This window comes from Brumicola pallidula DSM 14239 = ACAM 615, from assembly GCF_000428905.1.
In the GTDB taxonomy this organism is placed as follows: Bacteria; Pseudomonadota; Gammaproteobacteria; order Enterobacterales; family Alteromonadaceae; genus Glaciecola; species Glaciecola pallidula.
Map to the genome: position 1 here is coordinate 100,342 of NZ_KE386817.1, position 22,185 is coordinate 122,526.

A 22,185-nucleotide genomic window follows, 5' to 3' on the forward strand; every position below is an offset into this window, starting at 1 on the left:
TGATCCTGTGGTACTTTGTGGATCATAAACGTATATTCCTCGGCTACTAAAAAGATCTGAATGAGCGCATCCTGACTGGTTTTTTATTATTTCATAATTCTTCGTTACCACGTTTATTGAGATTAAAAAGCCGAGACATTCTCGGCTTTTTAAGTAATAACTAAGGCATTATTAAAAGAAATAAGACCCATATACAGTGACTGTTCTTGGGGTAGATATAAAGTCTTTCTGGCCGGTTCCCGAAAAGTTATAGAAGGAGCCATCTCCACCCATATATTCTTCTGTAAACGTACCCGTTGTGCCTTTTTCATTGGTGATATTCTTTATTGCTAAGCCAATCGTCCAGGTCTCAGCTACCACTGTAAACGACGCATTCAACATAGAGAATGAAGGTAGCGTTTGTGCAAATCGATCACCTTCAAATGCGGTTAGAATTGAGTTTTCAGAAGACGACTGGTAATAATAACTAACACGACTATCTAAATAGAGATCACTGGTCAACGTTTGATAATTAGTAAGCGCTAAATTGAGTGTATTCTTGGCAGTGCCAGGCAAAGTATCACCATCTAAGGCTTGAAGTCTTGATGCACCATTAGTTGTATAATCAGCATCGTGCGTGAAGAAATCTGCCGTTAGTTCTGCATCAACATAAGTATAACCACCAGACAAGGTCGTCGTCTCAGTCAGCGACCAAGTAAATTCGGTTTCAAGCCCAACACTTTTAGCACTTTCACCGTTTGCTACTGCAAAATAGAAGCCAGATGGTGTGGAAGTATTTAATTGAGGATTAGACCAGTCAACATAAAACAAATTAGCCGTGTATCGAAGGCTATCAGTACTACCTTTAACACCAAACTCATAATTGACCACGGTATCTACATCAAAAGAAGCCCATTCTGGATCATTAGGGTCTTGTTGTGCCTGACCTAAATCACTTTCCTCGGTCCTGACTGGTGCAGCATTTGAGCCACCACGACGATAGCCTTCTGATATAGTGGCGTAAAGCATCATATCTTTACTTAATTTATAAGAAATATTTCCTTTAAATAAAATATCGCTGTCTTTTTGTTTATCTTCAACTAGTTGCCCCGGTATGCCAAAAATTGGGAAGCCCGTTTGTGATACAACGTCTGATTCATTCTCAAAATAGCGGAATCCAATACTTGTTTGTAATTTATCACTAACATGATAAGTGATTTCACCAAATACGGCGGTATCTTCAAAGTCATTGGCATAGGTCCAAAGAAATGATTCCGCTGGATTATTGCTTAAATCGTAAAAATTACCTAAATAGGCACTAGCTAACCTAGGATCAAGTCCTGCCGCTATGCGCCAATCAGTGAATCCACTGACTTCGGTAGATTGTCGAGCTGTCGTATCTTTTTGCTGGTAGTAAAGCCCAGCAACCCAATCAACCTTGCTGTCATCGGAATTAGAAACTAATCGTACTTCTTGTGTAAATGCTTCTGAGCTATTGTCGCGTATTGCGGCAAAAGCTAAACGAGGCATATTTCCATAACCATACCAATAGGCAATATTGTTTGTAATCTGGAAACCAGTATTATCGGCTACTTGATCGTATTCACGCTCACTTAAAGAGCTACTCGAACTTAAAGTCGCAAAACCCAGATTATATTCTACCTCTAAGCTGAGTACTTCATTGTCACTTGATGCAGGTTCTAATAGCGCTGCGCCAAGTTCATCATCAGCATAATTTTCACCGTTAAGTGCATTAATTCCTGTACTGATTGCGCGGCGACCGCCAAAGTCTCCACTTTGATTCATATAAGTGAACAGTGCATTAAAATCGTCAGATGGCTCAAACAAAACCGATAGACGCTGATAATCAATTTCAACGGTATCTGCATCCTTAATAGATTGAATAACCGGGCCGCCTAAGACAAAATCACCGCCCTGGGAAACGGGTGATCCACCATCGTCTACTTGGTATGCATTAACATAATCAATCACTCCATCGTTAGAAATTGTTCCTACATTAAAACGAATTGCGAAGTCATCATTAAGGGGCATATTTAGCATGATATTTGCAGACTGATTATTACCATCAGAACCGTCAGTTTGGCCATATGTGCCATCAATTTTGCCATAAAATCTTGATACATCAGGTCTGTTCATAATATAACGTACCGTTCCACCTAATGAACCTGAACCATACAGTGTTCCTTGTGGTCCGCGCAGAATTTCAACACGCTCAATATCTTTTAGGATAAAGTTGCCAAATGCAGGGGTATCATTCACATAAGTACTTACGGTTGGATCGGTTAGGAATACGGCATCCGTTCCTGACAGGCTGAGGTTTAGGCCTCGAATAGTAATAGCATTATTATTCGCAGCTGCCCGCGCACCGCCGTCAGGCACTGATATACCCGGCATTTCACGCAGTAAGTCTGCAGTGTCAACCCAGCCAGCAGCATCAATTTCCTCCTGACCCACGGCTGAAATATTAAATGGAACGTCTTGAATATTTTGCGCCCTGCGGCTAGCTGTAACCTCTATAATTTCCATTCCCTTTTTCACTACCGGCTCGACTTCTTGGGCGTGCACACTAGCAGAAGACACGGACATAAATATTGCTGTACTAACAGCCCCCGATATTATTGACTTGTTAAATGTAGCTGCTTTCATGTTGTGGCTCCAGATAGTGTAAGGATATTTTACGCATTTTCGAGACTAAACTAGCCTATATATTTTTCGTAGTACCAGTTTTGCACTTATGTTAGGTCCAGTTTTAATTTCTTTTTATTGTATTGATTTTAGGTATGGCTAGAGGCCCTAGTTCTTTTAGTATGGTCTTCAGTGGCGCTTTATCTGCATAGACTGAAAATTGAATTTGATTATTTGCAAAACTTTTAAGGGGCTGACCTAAACAATGTAAACCTCGCTCGCGATTGCGACGTGTCAGCTCAAAATCAACTTCTATGGGGATGATTTCAACGCCTACTCCTGCTTGATAAATAATATTACCTTGCGGTCCAACCGCGATTGATTGCCCGTTTCCTAACTCTCCTGCAGCGTTAATAGCGATTACGTAACTTTGATTAGTGGCAGCAGTTGCCTGCGCCATTATAAGTTCTATAGGGCGGTCGATGGTGCCAGTTAACGTTGGATAAATGAGGACTTCAGCTCCCATACTAGTTAGTTGTCTTGCAACTTCAGGGAACCAAAGGTCATAGCAGATTGCGACTCCAATACGCCCCTGAGGCACGTCAAAAACAACAAAGTCTTGTCCACATGACACACCCTCTTCGTAGGGGAAGAAAGGATAAATTTTTCGATACCGTTTAACTACTTCACCTTTGTTATTGATTACAGTAGTTGTGTTAAACACCTCCGAGCCTGCTTGTTCATAAAAAGAGCCCGGAATTAACCAAACATCCTGCTCTTTGGCTAACTGACAGTAGACGTTTTCTGTTTTATTGGGCAACTCACTTGCATACTTTTTCTCGGGCCCATAAGTGCCTAATTCGCTCAGGACAATCATGTCTACCCAAGGGAAACGTAGTTTTGTTTTAATTATTTCATTTGCTAAAACGTCTAGATTATCTCCAGCATGAAGCGCTAATTGAAGTCCAGCAATTGAGAAGTGACTCATAAATATTCACTCAATATCACTTTTATCGTGATGTTATTTTTAAGTGCATTTACTTTCTAATATAACCTCTACTCTTAGTAGTACCAGTTTAACTCGAGCTATGGTGCCAGATGTTGATTAGTGTAACCCTTAAGTTCTAGTTGCCTTACAAAACAATAATCCTTATCAAACCATTTCATTTCATTACCGTCCATGATTACGTAAAAACCTTTGGTCTCTGCATATCCCCATAACTTCCATTGACGGTAAAACATACCGTTTTCAATCCACCAATTGCCGCTATCAATTTCTCGATTTTTACCTCCAGTACTGCCATACATTGAACCATCGGCAATCAATTCAATAACACATGGCACACCATAAACCATTTGGCATTCAAGTATTACATCAGGTAAAACTTGTTGTAATGTTTCATTACTGAGTAATTTACCTTTAGCGTTAGATAGTTTTTCTTCAAATTCAGCAGTTAGCAAGTGAATAAGTTCTGCCAGTTTATTCACTCCTTCTCTTATTTTTTCGTTCCTAATACTCGTAATACCTAAGCGGAAGCAGTTTTCAGGATGTTCTTGTTTAGCAAAATAACGTTTTACCGGCTCAATGAGTATGCCTAACTCGGCGGCTTTTTTTCTTAAATATTCACCATCTAATTGTTTCGGTCCCGTTACCCAATATGCAGTGCCTCCTTGTATTGGTCCGGTATCGATGCAATTAGGTAAATAAATATTAAGCGCTTCTCTTAACGTTAACCAACGTTCAAAGAACACTTTGTGTAATTGCATCATATAAGAGTCGTAATAGCCTAGTGATAGAAAATAAGCCACGGTACGTTGATTATGTAAAGGTGGATTCCGCATCATCAATTTTCTCAGTTTCTTCAATTCAGCTATCACATTTTTATCAGTAACAATAAAACCTATTTGTACCCCCGCGGCCAAGACCTTGGATAAACAGGACACGTACACTACCCGATTGTCCTTATCTAAACTGCGAAGCGCCGGATGCGGATGACCTAAAAAATTACTTTCAAATTCAAAGTCATCTTCAATAATTAGTAGATCTTGTTGGTTAGCTTTTTTAAGTAATTCGTCTCTGCGTGCCATTGACATGGTAATACTGGTTGGCGTTTGATGACTAGGTGTGGTGTAGATAATATCGCAGTTATCTAGATTTTCATTAACTACAATGCCGCGATCATCAATGGCTTGATAAACAAGTTTCGCCCCTTTGTTAGTTAATAGTTCGCGCATTTCAGGATAACCAGGTTCTTCCACAGCCACCGTAACGTTGCTGTCTACAAAAAGTTGAGTCAGCAAATATAACGCTTGTTGACTGCCAGCCGTGATCAGAATTTCATCACGTCCGGCTTGTATTCCCCTGCGTGGCAATATTTTAGTGCGAATTTCATCCAGCAACATAGGATCGTCTTCTGCACCTTGGGTTTCTGACCACTTGTAAATTTCACGCGTTGTATTGGCTTTGTTGTTTGCTTCTCGCCATTCTTTTACTGGGTACAACGAAGAATCAAACTTGCCATCAATAAACGAGTAAGGAAAACTTCGCCAATTAGAAGGACATGAGGTTTCATTTGTGGTGGCAATGGCACCTTTGAAACGATGGTTATTGATACTTGAATTAGTATCAAAGCTCGCAGGGTAGTTGTTCGCAACCTTGCCATATTCAACGTTAGAGGTCACATAAATACCACTACGTTCACGACTCTCTAGGTAGCCTTCATCGATTAAAGCCTGAAACACCAGCACCACTGTATTACGCGAGACTTCTAATTGTTTTGCTAATTTACGAGAAGAAGGTAATTTGCTGCCAGCCGCAAAAGAGCCAACTAAGATCCCCTCTACCAATTTCTGGCGAATTTGACTCTGCAAGCTGTCTTCTTGGTTCTGCTCAATATGGATTAAACGGCTGTTCATGACATCACTAATCTTGCGCTCGAAAACGACAACAGTAACCTATTCAACTCAGCTAGCAAATAAATGACTAAATTTAACAAGCCCTTTGTTGATAAATTCAGAAAAATATTTGTAGCTTGTACTCTCAGCATAACGACCATATCCATCGCTCTCCAGATATATAGTTTAGCTTGCTGAACTATATTTCATCACGCAGCTTTAATTAATTTAGACACCATCATTTTACTTTCACTTATCATTTCTACCGTCGCTCGGCGTAATTTCAGTAATAGCAGGTAAGCCAAAGGCACTAAGAATAAACTGGTAATAGTACTGAATAAAAGACCGCCAATAATCGCTATCGCCATCGGTGCATAAGGAGGGCCATCACCACCAATATTGACATCGCCAACAGCCAGTGGTAGCAGTCCTAACACGGTGGTTAACACCGTCATTAATATAGGCCTAACGCGAGTTAAACAACCTTCAATTATGGCATCCGGCACACTCATTCCCCTATTAGCCAAATAATTTATTCGATCGACCAGCACGATACCGTTGTTGACTACTATACCCATTAAAATCAACATGCCTATCATGCCCATCACCGTCATCGCGTTACCGGTTATCAAAAACGCCCAGAATACACCGGTAAATGAAAAGATAAGTGAGGTAAGTACCGCTGTTGGCAACAACAATGATTCAAACAATGCGGCCATCACGATATAAATCATGATAATGGCTAATACCATATTTGTTAGCATTATTGCTTCGTCCTCATCCTGGCGCTGAAAACTTCCCTCTAATGACCATGAATAACCGGCCGGCAGTTCGATATTCTGCATGATTAACTCAATCCGTTCGCGAGCTTCGTCCACAGTTATATCAGCCTCCAAATTGCCACCAATACTCAATGACGTTTGACGTGAAGTGCGTTGAATTTGGGATAAGCGTGGCTCGACTTTCATACTCGCCACCATATCCAAGGTCACGTTTTGATTTTCATCGCGAAAAATAGTTAGGTTACGTAGCTTTTCAACTGAGGTTTGCAGCGACTCGTCATACATCAAGCGTATACTGACCTCACCGTCGGTCTCGCCTCTGAATGTGCGTAAGTTTGAACCACGCAATGCGGTGCCGACAATAGTCGCCACATCGCTTGAACTCAAACCAAAGCGAAATGCTTTTTCTCTATCTACGGTTAACTGCAGTTCAAAATCTTGACCATCGACATCAGTTTTCACATCCGTTAAGCCTTCAATACTGTCCAATACCGGTACGATTTGATTGGCTAATCGCAATAGGTTTTCTGAACTCTGACCAAATAAGGTGAGACGTACACCTCCACCCGAGCCTTGATCCCATTGAAACGAAGGCCTTGCTCGTACAAATAATGGCAGCGTTTGTTTAATCTCATTTTTTAAGTCGGCTACTTTTACAGGTAGGTCGTCTTCTAAGGTAATTCCGGAGACGGCAAAACCGGCGGTGTAGTAGCTATAAACTTGCTTAATGTGAAATTTTTCTTTATTTGCATATAAATACGCTTCCATTTTGGCAACGGACTTCTCTACTTCACCTAAACTATAATTCCCTTGAATATCATAATTCAACCAAATACGATCTTGGTTATTGTTGCTGTCATCATCGCTTTGCAATAATGTCATTGGAATACTCGTACTTAGCAAAATCGCAACAGCAATGGCTGCAGTCGCTTTTTGGTGCGCAAGTGTCCACCTTAAAACCTGTTCATAGATTGCTTTTAATTTTGACGGTTTTTGTTGCGCACATTTCGGTTTAATTTTAAGTTTTGTAGTGAGCAGAGGAATAAGGGTTTGAGCAATCAGTAGTGACGCCAAGAGTGATATACAAATTGACACCGCTACGTGCTCCAAGAACACCGTTAGCTCTGCTTTTACGCCGACAATATTGGGCAAAAATACAATCACCGTGGTCGCCGTACCAGCAATAACCGCTAAGCTGACTAACGAAACCCCTTTTTTAGTCGCTTCTACTATATCATCAGACTTTTCTCGTTCTTGAAAAATGCTTTCCGTGACTACCACCGCATTGTCTACCAACATTCCTACCGCAAGCATTAAGCCCATAAGAGACAAAATATTTAGCGTGTAACCCATAAAGTACATACAAGCGAGTGTGATACAAATAGCGAAAGGGACTGATAACACAACCACCAACGTCGTGGCCAAATTACGTAAAAACAAATACAACACAATGATCGATAATAAGCCCCCAACTAGACCTGAATTTATCAGGTCTTGCAGCGACTGAGTGACACTTGTAGCCTCATCTTGCATAACAAAAACATTAATACCATTGAATGAACTGCTATTTTTCGCATTTTCAATTTCGGTCATGACCGCTTCAGACACGTCGACCAAATTGGCACCCGACTCTCTGAAAATATTCAAACCAATTGCATGGGTCCTATCTAAATGGCGACCTTCCACAGCCTTCGGTGTTTCGTAAATAACCTCGGCAATGTCGCTGAGCCGAACATTACGCATCACAATTAAGTCTGCAATTTCCTCTTTACTTCTATATTCCCCGCTTGGATTAACGGTAATTTTTTGCTCTAGGTCAAAAAATTGTCCGGCGGTCATCGAAAAGTTAGCTGCGCGCAAGGTTCTGGTCAATATGTCAACATCAACATGCAATGCAGCTACTCGGTCAGGATCAAGAAGAATGGAAATTTGTTTTTTTTGAACACCGTATAACTCAACTCTGGAAACACCTTTAATGCGTTCAATCGGCATTTTTAAATTGCGCTCTAGCAAGTCAAATGAATTTGAAATATCACGATCACTGGATAGGCGTAATTGAAATACCGGCATATCAGATAAATTGAATTTGTATACCATGACACGTTCAACATCGCTTGGCAGAAGATGACGTATGGCATCAATTTTCTCACGAGCCTCTATACTTTTCGCTTTTATATTTGCGTCCCAGTCAAAACGAATGTTGATTTCAGCGCTGTTTTCATTTGACACCGAACGCAATCGCTTAATACCCGACATGGTCGCTAGCGCCTCTTCAACTGGGCGCGTAATCATTTTCTCTATTTCCGCAGGCGTTGCATCTTGATACGGTACTTGAATAAAGAGTTCTGGGAAGTCGATACCGGGAAACTTTTCCAAGGGTAAATAACGACTTGCACCCAATCCCATAACAAGTAATGAAAAAAACAACATCGTAATTGTGACAGGACGACGCATAGCGAATGACGCCAACGCTGCGGCTGCGTGGTCGAACTTATCCATGACTAGGCTCCTGGGCAGCCGTTACTCTTGGCATAGCACTATTCTCACCTGAAACCGCAACGTGCTTAAATTGTTTACGATCAAACAAGCTGTACAACACTGGAATAAGGAATAGGGTTAGTAATGACGCAAATAACAAACCAAAGATGACGGTTACTGCCATTGGGGTGCGGATCTCTGAGCCTTCGCCTAGACCAATAGCCATGGGTAGCAAGCCTAACACCGTGGTTAACGTTGTCATCAAAATTGGGCGTAATCGACTTTGTGCGGCCTGGATGATGGCTTCACTCTTTGCAACACCACTTTGACGAAGCTGGTTTATGCGATCAATCAATACAATCGCGTTATTCACAACAATACCGGCCAGCATAATTAGCCCTATAAACACAACAACACTGACATTTGTGCCGGTTAGCACAAGACCATAAATCGAGCCTGCGCAGGCCATCGGTACAGTAAACAAAATCAGAAATGGGTGTAGAAAAGATTCAAATTGTGAAGCCATCACGATATACACCATAAATACGGCTAATGCTAAAGCAAAGTAAAGCGATTTGAAGCTGGCTTTCATTTCCTCACTTTGCCCAGCTACATTTGCTTGTAGAGTGATAGGCAGTTGAATGTTATCGATAGCTTGTTGTGCATCAATTACGGCTCCACCTAGATCGCCATAGGCTAGGTTAGCTGACACTAAAACAACACGTTGTTGATTTACACGGCTAATTTCACTTGGGCCTACTGACATTACAATATCAGCAACTGCCGACAATGGAATGGCGGGCGAGGCTCCTGGGTTAACAATAATTTGTCCAATATCAGCCACTGAATCTCGCTGGCGATCTTGACTACGTACCAAAATATCGACTTTCCTGTCATCAACACTGAATTTACTTGCAATTTCACCACCAACTTTAGTGGCAATTAACTTAGATACGTCCGGCGCGTTCAAACCTAATTGAGCTAGTTTTGAGTGCTCAAAATTAATTTTCAATTCAGGATTGCCACTTTGTAAAGAGCTTTCAATGTCAGCAAATCGATTATTTTTGCCGAGTTCTTCTGCTAGGACATCACCATAACGTTTTAAATTAATCAAGTCATAGCCAATGATTTCAATTTCCAGTGGTGTTGAAAAACTAAACAGCGCTGGAGCGCCAAACTTACTTTGTATGCCCGCCACATTTGTCAAGTAAGCGCGCATGGCACCAATGACTTGTTGCTCTTGTTCAACACTGGCCGCATCTGACATCACCACATTGAGTTTACCCCAATGATCGCCTCCTTGTGCCGGTGAGGCGTTCATCAAACTACCTGTACCTGCTAATGAATAAGTTCGTTCAACGCCCTCTTGTTGTTGTGTAAAAATAGCTAATTGGGAAAGAAGTTCATCAGTATTTTCCAATCTTGAGCCAGTAGGTAAGGTAATTTCCACATCAAACTCGCCTTGCGACATGGGTGGTATTAATTCGATACCAAGCTTTGGAATAAACAGTATCGAGAATAACGAAACTGAAATAATCGCAGTCAACACTACGAGTCTGGCCTGCATTACCCAATCCAATAATTTGAAATAAGTGACAGACAAGGCATCATATATTTTATCAAACGCCCAAAGAGCGGGTTTAAATAGCCAGCTTAACCCGCTGCTAACGATCCTAAACAAAGACACGATAAAACCGACAGTTACAGCAGGGATAAAGTAAAAAATGGTTTTAAATATCCAGCGTAAAGGAGCCCCTAAGTACCAGAGAAAGCGTCTGGCTTTGCCGCTTGGTTTATCTTTTTTAAAATGCGGGCCTAAATCAAGTTCATTATCTTGAGTTGCAACGGTGACATGAGATTGATCGCGCGCTGCCAACATAGGAATAAGTGTAAGCGCAACAATCAGCGAAACTAACAAAGCGAAGGCAACAGTTAACGCTTGATCGCTAAACAATTGCCCCGCAATTCCCTCAACAAATACTAATGGAAAGAAAACCGCCATTGTGGTCAACGTAGATGCAACAATCGCCATAGAAACTTCTGACGTGCCTATTGAAGCTGCTTGCATGGCATCCACATTATTCTTTTTGTGGCGATCAATATTTTCTAATACCACAATACTGTTATCGACTAATAAACCTATCGCCAATGCAATACCGCCTAAGCTCATTATGTTTAAACTAATATCATAGCTATTCATCAAGTTAAACGTAGCGATAATGGAAACCGGAATTGAAATCGAGATGATTAGCGTGGCCCAAATATTCTTGAGAAAGAAATACAAAATGAACATGGCTAAGATACCACCGACCACGGCAGCTGATTTCACTTCATCTATGGCACTGGAGATAAATTCGGATTGGTCATACACTTTTTGTAGCTCATAGTTTCCTGGTAAACTATTACGAATGCTTTCTAAGCGTCGAGTCACCGCATTCGCCACATCAACTGTATTTGCATCACCTTCTTTATAAACGGCTATTTCAACGCCCTCAAAGCCATTAAAACGAGTAATTGAATCACGCTCTTTATACGAGTCAACTATTTGCGCAACGTCATTCAACTTTATAAACTTGCCTTCTCGTGTCGCAATATAAAGGTTGCGAATATCATCTAAGCTTTCAAACTGGTTAATGGTGCGCACTAAATATTCTTGCGCACCATCTTCAACTCGGCCACCTGATGCATTTACATTTTCATCTTTAAGTCGTTGAATGATCTCACTGATAGGGATATTAAGTTGACTGGTTCTTTGTTGATCGATAAGCACTTGGACTTCATTTTCAAGTCCGCCGCCGATGCGCACTGAAGCAACTCCTTCAATCGACTCTAATTTGCGTTTTATTTCTTCTTCAGCATAAGTTCGAATGCGTTTGGTGGTGTCAATATCCATAGCAACCAAGCTTTTAGCTTGCATGCTAGCTTGGTCGATAACTTGGGCACTAGCTTGCTTACTAACGGCGCCTAGACCGAAACGCATAACCGGGTCAAGACTGGGATTAAAACGCAATAGTAAAGGGCGTTTTACATCTAATGGTAAAAACAAAACATCGAGCTTTTCACGAACTTCTAAGCTGGCTAAATCCATTTCAGTGCCCCACTCAAATTCAAGCACCACGTCAGATTGCTCAGCCTTGGATGCCGACACAACTTTGCGCACGCCTTTTACCACACCAACCACTTCTTCAATAGGTTTAGTAACCAGTTGCTCTACCTCACCAGGCGCTGCGCCAATATAATCAGTGCGGATAGTTAGGGTAGGATATGATAATTCAGGTAGTAAGTTTATTGATAAACGAGAGAGTGACACAAAGCCAAACAACAACACGGCCAAAGTAAACATCCACACGGTGACGGGTCGCTTCACTGCAACATCAATTAAATTCATGATGATCCCCTCAATTAACCGTTAACAACATTGACAAGCGCTTTGTCTTTTAGGTTTTGATGACCGGTAATCACCACCGTTTCATTACCCGATAGCCCTTCAACTACCTCTACAAAATCACCTTCTTGGTAGCCTGTTTTTATAGCTACCTTGTTAGCTATCCCGGTATTATCAACAACGAATACGTTAATTGTGTCGTCCAGGGCAAGCATGGCCTTTTTTGGTAATAAGGTCGCATTATCGCGAGTGTTATAATTTAAACTAACCTGAGTAAACATACCTGCCATCAGCTTTTTATCTTTGTTTGGTACGCGTAATGTGACTTTAAATGTCCCTGTTTTAGAATCAATCACGGGGCTAATTCTTTCCACAAGTGCGTTAATTTTCTTGTCATTCAAGGCCGTGATGATTAAGCTCGCTTTCTGATCTTTATGTACTTTAGAAAGTTCTTTCTCAGGTAAATATACAATTCCGTACAACTCTTTCTGCTGGACAATATGAAACATTCTCTCACGTTGGAAAGATTCTGTGAGGTTACCTACTTTTGCATTTCGCTCTGCAATATACCCACTGATAGGCGCCACGATAGTCGCTTCTTTCAAATCTAACTGCGCTAACGCAAGCGTTGCTTTTGCTGATTCATATTGTGCAGTGATTTTGTCGTAAATGTCATCACTGACTAATTTCTGATGATACACTTTATTGATTTTCGCTAGCTCTTTCTCAATCCCGGTCATATCTGCTTGAGCGCGTCTAAGGTTGAGCTCATATCTTTGTGGCTCTAACTTCGCAAGAATTTGGCCTTTTTCCACATAATCACCCTCTTCGACCATTATGTGCTCAATGATGCCGGATGCTCTGCCGACTACAAATGCCTCTTCCTTCGCTTCTAACACCGCAGTCGTTGTGTAATTTGAGGAAATACTGCCTTTTTGAACTAGACTAACTTCAACCGGAATGGGAATAACTTTCTGTGCTTCTTCCTCAGCAATTTCACTCTCAGTTTTAGTTGCCTCCGCTCTGCCACATCCATTCAACCAAACGACGCTACTGAGGAGAGCAACGAGTGCTGCCATTTTAAATTTATTGTTCATTGAGCCAGCTACATTTAAAGACGTTGGGGCATTCATAGTGAGTTCCTTGATTGAACTTATTGTTTTAATTCATCTACGCCAAAGTTTGCATCGAATGTGCCAGTTAATGAAAAACGAGTAAAAACAATCGCTTAATAATTTAACCACGATGTAATTTAGTATTCTCGCCATTACAGTTGGCGAATTAAACTAATTCTTGGTTGAATTATTACAGCCTGTGAATTGTGTGTACGGATAACGGGGGGATTTTTTATAACAGCTTAATCAGTCGCGCAGGTACACCTGCAACAAGGGTATTAGCAGCAACTGATTTATTCACTACAGCACCGGCAGCAATAACAGCATTGTCACCAATAGTCACGCCTGGCAGGATTTTTGCGCCCATACCAATCCAAACACTGTTTCCTATGGTGATCGCATGCGCAGTTTCAATGCCTTTATTACGCTTTTCAGCCTCTAAGGGATGTGTTGCAGTAGATATCAAAACGCCAGGCGCTAGCATAACATCATCGCCAATTGTCACCGGCGCTCCATCCAATATAACGCAGCCATGATTAGCATAAAACTGCTTACCTAAATAAATATTGTAACCATAGTCACAATAAAACTGCGGCTCAATCCAAAATGATTGAGTACGACCAAAAAGTTCCTTTAATACCTTCATACCTTGTTTAAACTGATTGGGAGGCAGTTGATTAAAGTGATGACATATTGTCTTGGCGTTCATTCGGTCTGCTTGCAACTGCTTGTTGCTAGGAAAATACGCTTCTGCTGCTAGCATTTTTTGCTTTTCGGTCTTTTCAGTCATTAACTTTATTCTTCACTTTACTTAGGACCTTAAACAAGTGATTGCAGATAGCAGCTAAACCGTGGTCTGCGCATCAATCATAGTAAACTTATTTGACGTTATTATTAAAAATTAGGCTTATAGTCATACGATTCAACCGTGCCCGATTGATGAAAATTATCTAACTTTTCTTTTTTGGTAAACAAACTGTTGACTACATTATACGGCACCATTTCGATGGAGTTATTAAAGTGTTCAACACTGCGGTTATAAATCGTAATAGCCGCCGCGACATTTTCGTTTTTATCGCTAATTTCATCCATTAGTTCTTGTACGATCTTAGTAGAACCTAATTCAGGATAGTTTTCAGCTGTCGCCCTAAAAGCAGAAAATACAGCATTTGATTTTGTCTCAACGTTAGCCAATGCTTTTACATCAATTTCATCTTTGTCCAATACAGAAATAGATTCTCTAAGCGCAGTTACCTTATGAATAAAGTCACTTTCGAACTGCGTAAAGTTATCGGTTAACTCGGTTAATTGTGGGATCACGTCTTGCTTTAGTTTTTCATAAGTGATCACGTCAGACCAAGCACGTTTAGCCCTATTTAAATTGCCGACAATTTGGTTGTATACGATTATAATACCAATGATGATGACAACGGCGACAATGAGAGAAGTAAGCATATAAAGTCCTATTTATTTTGGTTAATAAAGTGGAGCAAATTTTTAGCATTTTCCAACATTGGAATTTGCATTGGATGCTGTAATTGTTTTACAAAATCAGCCTGTTTGCGTAACGATGGTTTTTTCACTTGGCTTGGAAAAATGCTTTTCGGTAGCTCAAAGCAAGCAACAGATTGAGCGTTAACATCCATTGACTTAATAAAGTTAAAATTATCGGCGAAGGCTAAGACAACTTTAGGATTAAAAAATTTAGCCGCTTGAATTTCTGTTGCACATCTGACCTTGAACAACTTATTAAAGGTGCGGCTAGCTGAATCCCATTTCTCGGAGAAACGCTTCGCATTTAATGAAATATAGTTAAAGTGAGTGAATTGCACCAGCATGCCATACTTATAGATTGTACTTTTTGACTGAGAGGCTCTTGAGTTTCCGTTATTGTCGGTTGTGTAGTGTGTGGTGACATTAACGTATTTAAACTCAAATAGGGTAAATGGCGTCGAATCAACTCCACCTAAATAGCGTTTGGTAATTTTCTGGCCCTCATCACCACAATTAAAGAGTGGAAATATGGATTTTAATTCATGCCAATAGGCTTTGCCATCAAAGCTATAATCTCTTTCAATACCGGCATTAATAGCAACGGCTCGCACATATAACTGATCGCCGATACTCTTGATTGACGCGGATCGCAGCCAAATATTTACAATACAAGCAATTCCTATTACAAAACCACCAATACGCATCCAATTACGCTGTTCATAAGACAAATCCATTTGCGCCCAAAAAGACAGCAGTAATGCAAGACCTGCAAGCACAAACCCGACGATTGCCAGACTATGATTAAACTTATAAGCACTACGCTGAGAAAATCGCAAAATATGCTGCGCGACCTTGTCAATATCATCTTTTGATTTAGCCATTATTGCATGAGCTTTGAGCTCACCTAAATGCGCTTTTAACATTTTGTTTCTTGAATTCTGTTGCATCAGTTATCTCAGCAAATAAATCATGTGTTACAGCAGTTTGCTGCTTTTAAATACTTCTGTTGGAAACAACAAAGCGCCTCACGCGACTATATCACACCAATCCTATTTGCGATTTGATTTACGCACGTGAAAATAAGGTGCATGAATAGAGATGAAAAACTAAATCACGAATTTGTATTTGACCGATTAACTCAGATGCAACAAACTCTTGTTAAAGTTTTGTTAATAAATTATATTACATGTCACTTTTTAACAACACTCTATTAAATAGCAATATGCCATTATGGCAATCACTAGAGTGATTTATAAATAAGTTGGGGAAATGCTAATATCGGTGAGCAGCATTACCAACGTCATTATTACTATTTACAACAGTTGTGTTGTAGCAGGAGTCACAGTGATTTTAAACCATTTATGGGGTATTTATACTAACCCGAAGGAAGAATGGCAGACTATTGATGAACGCCATGAATCCTACTTTTACGCTTTAAGCCACATTATGTTAATTGCGCTTATTCCCGCTGGTATGGCTTATTACGCCTCTACTTATTTAGGATGGGACATTGGTGCTGGAGGCACCGCTAACACGATTAAGCTAACCCAAGAAAGCGCAATGCTAATGGCAATTGCGATGTATTTTGGTTTAATTATTGGTGTTGTCGCGCTAGCTGTAATAATCAACGAGTTAGCCAAATCATTTGACTCATCTCCAACGTACACACAATCACTAGAACTTGCTGCATACACGGCAACGCCACTATTTATGACCGGGTTTAGCGCATTCTATCCAGAGTTATGGTTTATTATGTGTATAGGACTTGTTGGCCTCTCCTACTCCGTTTACCTCTTATACTCTGGGGTACCTATCATGCTGCACATTCCTGAGGAAAAGGGCTTTATTTACAGTAGCTCAGTGGTAACTTGTGGCTTGGTATTATTGATTATACTGATGGCTTCTTCAGTTATTCTGTGGAGTGTGGGTGTTGGACCACAATATATGTAAATAGAGAAATATGAAGACATAAAAAAGCCCGCTAACTGCGGACTTTTTTGTTTTAATAAGCAAACTTAAGTGACCTCGGGGTCAACTCGCTTAGTTGCTAATTGGTGCCTATATTATGCATTTCAAGGTTACTCAACTCTTCTTGAATAACGGGAGACTTGGCTTTTTCACTTCTTGATTTATCAATACTCTCGAGGTACTCCTGATTCACATCACCGGTAATATAATTACCATCAAATACAGATGTTTCAAATTGAGTCAGTGCATTGTTTTCTTCTCTAACTGCATCTACTAGGTCAGCAATATCTTGAAAGATCAAACCGTCAGCCTTAATACATTCACAAATTTGCTCAATTTCGCGACCGTATGCAATAAGTTCGTTAGCAGAAGGCATATCGATACCATAAACATTGGGAAACCGAATTTCAGGTGCTGCAGAGGCAAAATACACTTTATTGGCACCGGATTCGCGAGCCATTTCTATAATTTGTTCAGACGTTGTGCCGCGCACAATAGAGTCATCAACCAATAATACATTTTTACCTTTAAATTCAGACGGAATGGCATTTAGCTTACGACGTACTGATTTTCTGCGTTGTATTTGGCCCGGCATAATAAAAGTTCGGCCAATATAGCGATTTTTTACGAAACCTTGGCGATAAGGCTTATTTAAGGTATTCGCAATTTGTAACGCCACATCCATCGACGTTTCAGGAATTGGGATCACCACATCAATATCATAATCAGCCCATTCTCTGGCTATCTTCTCACCTAATTTACGTCCCATATTTACCCGGGATGCGTAAACACTAATGCCGTCAATAAAGGAATCGGGGCGTGCAAAGTAAACGAACTCAAAGATACAAGGATTGCAACTAGGATTTTTTGCGCATTGCTTCGTAAATAACTCACCATTTTGATTAACGTAAACCGCTTCTCCTGGTGCAACATCTCTAACAAAATTAAAGCCCACAGAGTCTAAAGCAACACTTTCAGAAGCAACCATATATTCATCTCCATGTTCTGATTGACGTTTGCCAAGCACAAGCGGACGAATTCCAAAGGGGTCTCTAAATGCGACCATGCCGTTACCGATAATGGCAGCAACAACCGCATACGCACCTCTAATCTTGCTATGTACTGTTTCTACCGCAGAAAATATTTCTTCTGGTTTTACTTCAAACCCAGCCGCATTTTGTAAAGCATGAGCAAATATATTGAGCAATAGTTCTGAATCTGAAGTTGTATTGATATGGCGTCGCGCAATACTAAAGACCTCAGCTTGGAGTTCATGTGCATTGGTTAAGTTACCGTTGTGTGCAAATGCAATACCAAATGGAGAGTTCACATAAAAGGGCTGCGCTTCAGCTGAACTTGAAGAACCCGCGGTAGGGTAGCGACAGTGTCCGATGCCAACATTCCCAGTAAGACGCTTCATATGGCGAGTACGAAATACATCCCTTACCAGGCCGTTCTCTTTGCGTAAATGAAACATCCCATTATCAATTGTCATGATGCCAGCCGCATCTTGACCACGATGTTGCAACACAGTTAACGCATCATAGATGTCTTGATTGACAGGACCTTTACTAACAATACCAACGATACCACACATATAGAAACCTTCTATTCGATAGGAGAAAGGAAGCTTGAGCTTCCTTTAACGTATTCAAAAAACCACTCAATAATGACTGAAAACTCAGGCACCAATATAGATTGTAACCACCATTTGCTATCCGCAAATGGGGTAAAAGTGTCCATAAAGAAAAGCAATGCACTGACAATAAGTAAGCCTCGTAATGCGCCAAAAACTGCGCCTAGAGCTCTATCGGTGCCACTTAATCCGGTGGCTTTGACTAACTGAGAAAAAACATAATTTACGAGAGCACCGACAATCAATGTCGAAATAAATAAGATAGCAATAGCCACACCGTTTCTGAATAGTTCATCTGAGATACGGCTTAGAAATTTTGCCACTTGAGGATATAATTGACTAGAGATGATAAACGCAGAAAACCACACAACGAGTGAAATGGCTTCTTTCACAAAGCCACGAATGAGGCTGATGACTGCCGATAAGGCAATGACGCCTAAAATGGTAAAATCAAACCAGTTCATATTGAGAAGTGCATCGTAGGTTGAAATTCAGTCATAAACCTGTTCTAAATGTTGTTACTGCCAACATTAAAGTGTGCTTTCTAGTATGCGGCGCATTCTATCAGAAGGTGCCATTCAGTCCAATGATAAAATAGACAAATATCGGCGTTTGTTAACTTAATCAGAGACAACGTCGAAGGTAGTAATTTTACCCGTCAGTCCTGTCGTCTCTTTCAGGTGAGGTAAGGCCAAGTCCAATTTTTCTTTATCTAACTCGGGACCAACAAATACTTTGGTTAAACGTCCAGCGCTGGTTTGTACTTTTCTGCTGAAAGAACGATAGCCAGCTTTTTCCAGCTTTTGTAGCAACTCATTCACATTTTTTTGGTTACCGAAACTGCCTAATTGCACTACCCAACCGGCGTTATTATTCGCCGTATCTGGCTTACTTTTAACCACGGTTTGCTGAGCCAGTGAATTGTTTTTTGCGGTACTGCCACCTGAGTTATTTGTGTTGTCTACTGGCGCGTTGTCGTCTGCCTTAGCTGCTTGCAGATTCTTAGCCATGAGTTGAGCCATGCGGCGTTCTTCATCAGTTTGTTTCGGTTGTTGTGAGGTCTTTTCTGGGTTATCAGTCGGTTGATCGATAAGTTGGTCGTTTTGTGCTTGCTCTAACAACGCATCGGCGGCTTGTTCGTCAATCACGACGACTTCTCTGCGCGTTGCGTTGGCGACCTTCTGTGCAGGGAAAGTATCCGGTGCTGTTGCAGATAAACTTGACGTTGAGCTAGGAAAATCCACAAAAGTTTCAGTATTGGTTTGTTTTTTTCCATCCAGGTAATCTGGTAGAAAAATAACCGTCACGGCAACTAGGATAACCGTTCCCACTAGCCTATTTTGTAGCGCATTTGACACTGATGATTCCTCAACAAATTAATTCGTGATGTCCACTTAACTTTGATTATGCACTAGCATGGTATGCGAGAACAGCCGCAACAGTTAAAAAAGACCCCATAACCAAAATAATATCATTGGATTGAGCATTAATTAACGCCTGTTTATATGCCATATCTACATTGCCAAAGGCATCTACTTTTGAATTTTCATTCAATTGTGCGCTTGAATTTACGGCCCTAACTAGACGTTCTGCATCTTCCCCCCTGGCGGTAGGTAAGGTTGCACAATACCAATGTGCTTGAATATCAGAAAAAGCCTGTAAACTAACTTCGATATTTTTATCCTTTAACATGCCCGCAACAATGTGACAGGTATTAAATGAATAAGTTCTAATTAAACGACTCAATTGCCTTGCACTGTCTTCATTATGCGCGACATCGAGTATCACAGCGCAATATTCGCCGTTTTGCTGTTGACGCAGGACATGATGACGACCTAAGACCTGAGTTTTATCGATAATCGCTTGAACGGCTTTGCTTGTGGTTAAAAATGGCAATGCCGTTACTAACTTTCTGCTCAATACGTTATCACTGCCTGAAAATACGCTTCGACTTAATGCATTCACTGCGGCTAAAGCTGTTGCAACATTCTGTTTTGGTATTTTGGCGTTTTCAGTTGAGAATTGTTCTCCATGAATACTAACAAGGTTGCTTGTTTCATCAAAAATGAAGTCTTTACCGCGACATATTAATTGAGCGCCAAGCTGTTGAGCATAATCTAGCATTGATTGCTGTGGTGCTTCTTCTCCGATAATCACTGGCTTACAAGTGCGAAAAATACCGGCTTTTTCAAATGCTATTTTTTCTTTTGTATCACCTAGCCATGCTTGATGATCAAGTCCTATGCTGGTAATGACCGCGACATCGCTGTCGATTACATTCACAGCGTCGAGTCGACCGCCTAAGCCGACTTCTAGAATAACAACATCAACTTTCTGGTCCGAAAAGGCTTTAAGCGCGGCTAATGTAGCAAATTCAAAATAAGTAAGTTCAATTGTTTTTTGCGCCGTTTCTTTTCGGCTGATATCTATTTGCTCAAATATCTCGCAAAGCATTGTTTGTGCAATTAACTCACCGTTGAGGCGAATTCGCTCACAAAAACTAATTAAATGCGGGGAACTATAAACGCCTACGGTGAGACCCGCATGCAGACAAATTTGTTCAATAAGCGCACAGGTTGTGCCCTTACCGTTGGTGCCTCCGACAGTGACGACACATTGCTCTGTGAAGTCAATGTTAAGACGATTTACCAGGTCCTTAGTACGCGACAAGCCCATATCAATTTCCTTGGTATGGGCTTGTTCGATATAAGTCAACCAGTCAGATAGACTTGTTTTTTTATTCATTACCGATATTTATCTACTATATGTTTATCTACTATAAAGCGACTAAATTTTAGTTAGCGAGATGTTGGTGATGTAGTTTCGACAACACAGAAAACAACTTATCTCGCATTAGTCGACGGTCAACAATCATGTCAATTGCGCCTTTTTCAATCAAAAACTCGCTGCGTTGAAAACCTTCTGGCAATGTCTCTCTCACGGTTTGTTCTATAACCCGAGGACCAGCAAAACCAATAAGTGCTTTTGGTTCAGCTACGTTAATATCACCCAGCATGGCCAAACTCGCAGAAACACCGCCCATTGTAGGGTCGGTTAATACCGAAATATATGGCAGTCCCTTTTTACTCATTTTGGCTAATGCAGCGCTTGTTTTCGCCATTTGCATTAGCGATAAAAGAGCTTCTTGCATTCGCGCACCACCGCTTGTAGAGAAACACACCAACGGTGTATTGTTTTCCAAACAAGAATTAACTGCAGCAACAAACTTTGCGCCCACAACAGAAGCCATTGAGCCACCCATGAAGGCAAACTCAAAGCTAGCTACAACGATCGGCATACCATTTAATTTACCTTTCATCACAACTAATGCGTCTTTCTCATTTGTCGCCTTTTGTGCAGCCGTAATGCGATCTTTGTACTTTTTACTGTCCCTGAACTTCAATATATCTTGTGGCTCAAGGTCAGCTGCAATTTCTTCGCGGTCGTTTGTATCTAAAAAGGCATTTATCCGAGCCCGCGCCGTGATCCGCATATGATGATCACACTTTGGACATACTTCCAGTTGTTTTTCCAATTCAGTTTTGTACAGTACTGAATTACAAGAACCACATTTTGTCCAAATCCCTTCTGGGACGTTGCTTTTAATTGAAGACTGCGTACGTGGAAGTATTTTCTCTATCCAACTCATGAAACATTCCTATTTTAATTCTTTTTCAATCGCAATTTGATGGTTATCGGCTTATTGTCGAGTGCTAATTTTGCGCTAAACACGCATTTTTCTTTTTTTTCCGAGCTCCGACGGCGCTTATATTCTCATTAAATCATACTATTGTTGAATGACGAAAG

Annotated in this window: 15 protein-coding genes; 1 reads left to right on the forward strand and 14 read right to left on the reverse strand. The window is 40.7% G+C overall.

Translation table 11 applies throughout. The annotated features are described in order from the left end of the window. Positions 1-171: 171 nt before the first annotated feature. The 9 genes from G399_RS0118230 to G399_RS0118275 all read right to left on the reverse strand — a co-directional run bounded on the left by G399_RS0118230 (position 172) and on the right by G399_RS0118275 (position 15,697). Entirely contained in the window at positions 172-2,646 is a 2,475-nt protein-coding gene (locus G399_RS0118230) for a TonB-dependent receptor (protein ID WP_006010976.1), read from the reverse strand. A 103-nt stretch (positions 2,647-2,749) separates the two neighbouring features. After that, on the reverse strand, positions 2,750-3,613 hold the full coding sequence (locus tag G399_RS0118235; RefSeq protein WP_006010979.1) for a carbon-nitrogen hydrolase family protein: 864 nt from the start codon (positions 3,611-3,613) through the stop codon (positions 2,750-2,752). A gap of 98 nt (positions 3,614-3,711) precedes the next feature. Beyond that, complete coding sequence (gene pdxR, locus G399_RS0118240; protein ID WP_006010981.1) at positions 3,712-5,541, reverse strand: MocR-like pyridoxine biosynthesis transcription factor PdxR; 1,830 nt, start codon at positions 5,539-5,541, stop codon at positions 3,712-3,714. A gap of 188 nt (positions 5,542-5,729) precedes the next feature. Continuing rightward, positions 5,730-8,801, reverse strand: coding sequence for an efflux RND transporter permease subunit (locus G399_RS0118250; protein ID WP_006010983.1), 3,072 nt, complete (start codon positions 8,799-8,801; stop codon positions 5,730-5,732). Further along, on the reverse strand, positions 8,794-12,168 hold the full coding sequence (locus G399_RS0118255) for an efflux RND transporter permease subunit (RefSeq protein WP_006010984.1): 3,375 nt from the start codon (positions 12,166-12,168) through the stop codon (positions 8,794-8,796). The genes G399_RS0118250 and G399_RS0118255 overlap by 8 nt, the downstream gene beginning before the upstream one ends. 14 nt (positions 12,169-12,182) lie before the next feature. Then, positions 12,183-13,298 (reverse strand): efflux RND transporter periplasmic adaptor subunit, encoded by a 1,116-nt coding sequence (locus tag G399_RS0118260; RefSeq protein ID WP_006010985.1) that lies wholly within the window; start codon positions 13,296-13,298, stop codon positions 12,183-12,185. Positions 13,299-13,512: 214 nt separating this feature from the next. Then, complete coding sequence (locus tag G399_RS0118265) at positions 13,513-14,070, reverse strand: sugar O-acetyltransferase (protein ID WP_006010986.1); 558 nt, start codon at positions 14,068-14,070, stop codon at positions 13,513-13,515. A 104-nt stretch (positions 14,071-14,174) separates the two neighbouring features. Then, positions 14,175-14,735 (reverse strand): LemA family protein, encoded by a 561-nt coding sequence (locus G399_RS0118270; RefSeq protein ID WP_006010987.1) that lies wholly within the window; start codon positions 14,733-14,735, stop codon positions 14,175-14,177. 8 nt (positions 14,736-14,743) lie between these two features. Beyond that, positions 14,744-15,697 (reverse strand): hypothetical protein, encoded by a 954-nt coding sequence (locus tag G399_RS0118275; RefSeq protein ID WP_006010988.1) that lies wholly within the window; start codon positions 15,695-15,697, stop codon positions 14,744-14,746. A 421-nt stretch (positions 15,698-16,118) separates the two neighbouring features. Here G399_RS0118275 and G399_RS0118280 point away from each other — a divergent pair, with 421 nt between their 5' ends. Next, on the forward strand, positions 16,119-16,724 hold the full coding sequence (locus G399_RS0118280; RefSeq protein ID WP_006010990.1) for a Yip1 family protein: 606 nt from the start codon (positions 16,119-16,121) through the stop codon (positions 16,722-16,724). Positions 16,725-16,821: 97 nt separating this feature from the next. On the opposite strand, the gene purF is transcribed toward G399_RS0118280, so the two are convergent. From purF to accD, 5 genes are all read right to left on the reverse strand, one after another. Beyond that, the gene (gene purF, locus G399_RS0118285; protein WP_006010991.1) at positions 16,822-18,339 is read right to left on the reverse strand and encodes an amidophosphoribosyltransferase; all 1,518 of its coding nucleotides are present in this window, start codon (positions 18,337-18,339) and stop codon (positions 16,822-16,824) included. A gap of 11 nt (positions 18,340-18,350) precedes the next feature. Continuing rightward, positions 18,351-18,842, reverse strand: coding sequence for a CvpA family protein (locus tag G399_RS0118290; protein WP_006010993.1), 492 nt, complete (start codon positions 18,840-18,842; stop codon positions 18,351-18,353). 156 nt (positions 18,843-18,998) lie between these two features. After that, positions 18,999-19,736: an SPOR domain-containing protein gene (locus tag G399_RS0118295; RefSeq protein WP_006010994.1), complete on the reverse strand. Its 738-nt coding sequence runs from the start codon at positions 19,734-19,736 to the stop codon at positions 18,999-19,001. A gap of 46 nt (positions 19,737-19,782) precedes the next feature. Further along, positions 19,783-21,123 carry a bifunctional tetrahydrofolate synthase/dihydrofolate synthase gene (folC, locus tag G399_RS0118300; RefSeq protein WP_026843873.1) on the reverse strand — a complete coding sequence of 447 codons (1,341 nt, stop codon included), beginning with the start codon at positions 21,121-21,123 and terminating at the stop codon, positions 19,783-19,785. A gap of 49 nt (positions 21,124-21,172) precedes the next feature. Next, on the reverse strand, positions 21,173-22,027 hold the full coding sequence (accD, locus tag G399_RS0118305) for an acetyl-CoA carboxylase, carboxyltransferase subunit beta (RefSeq protein WP_026843874.1): 855 nt from the start codon (positions 22,025-22,027) through the stop codon (positions 21,173-21,175). Positions 22,028-22,185: the final 158 nt, after the last annotated feature.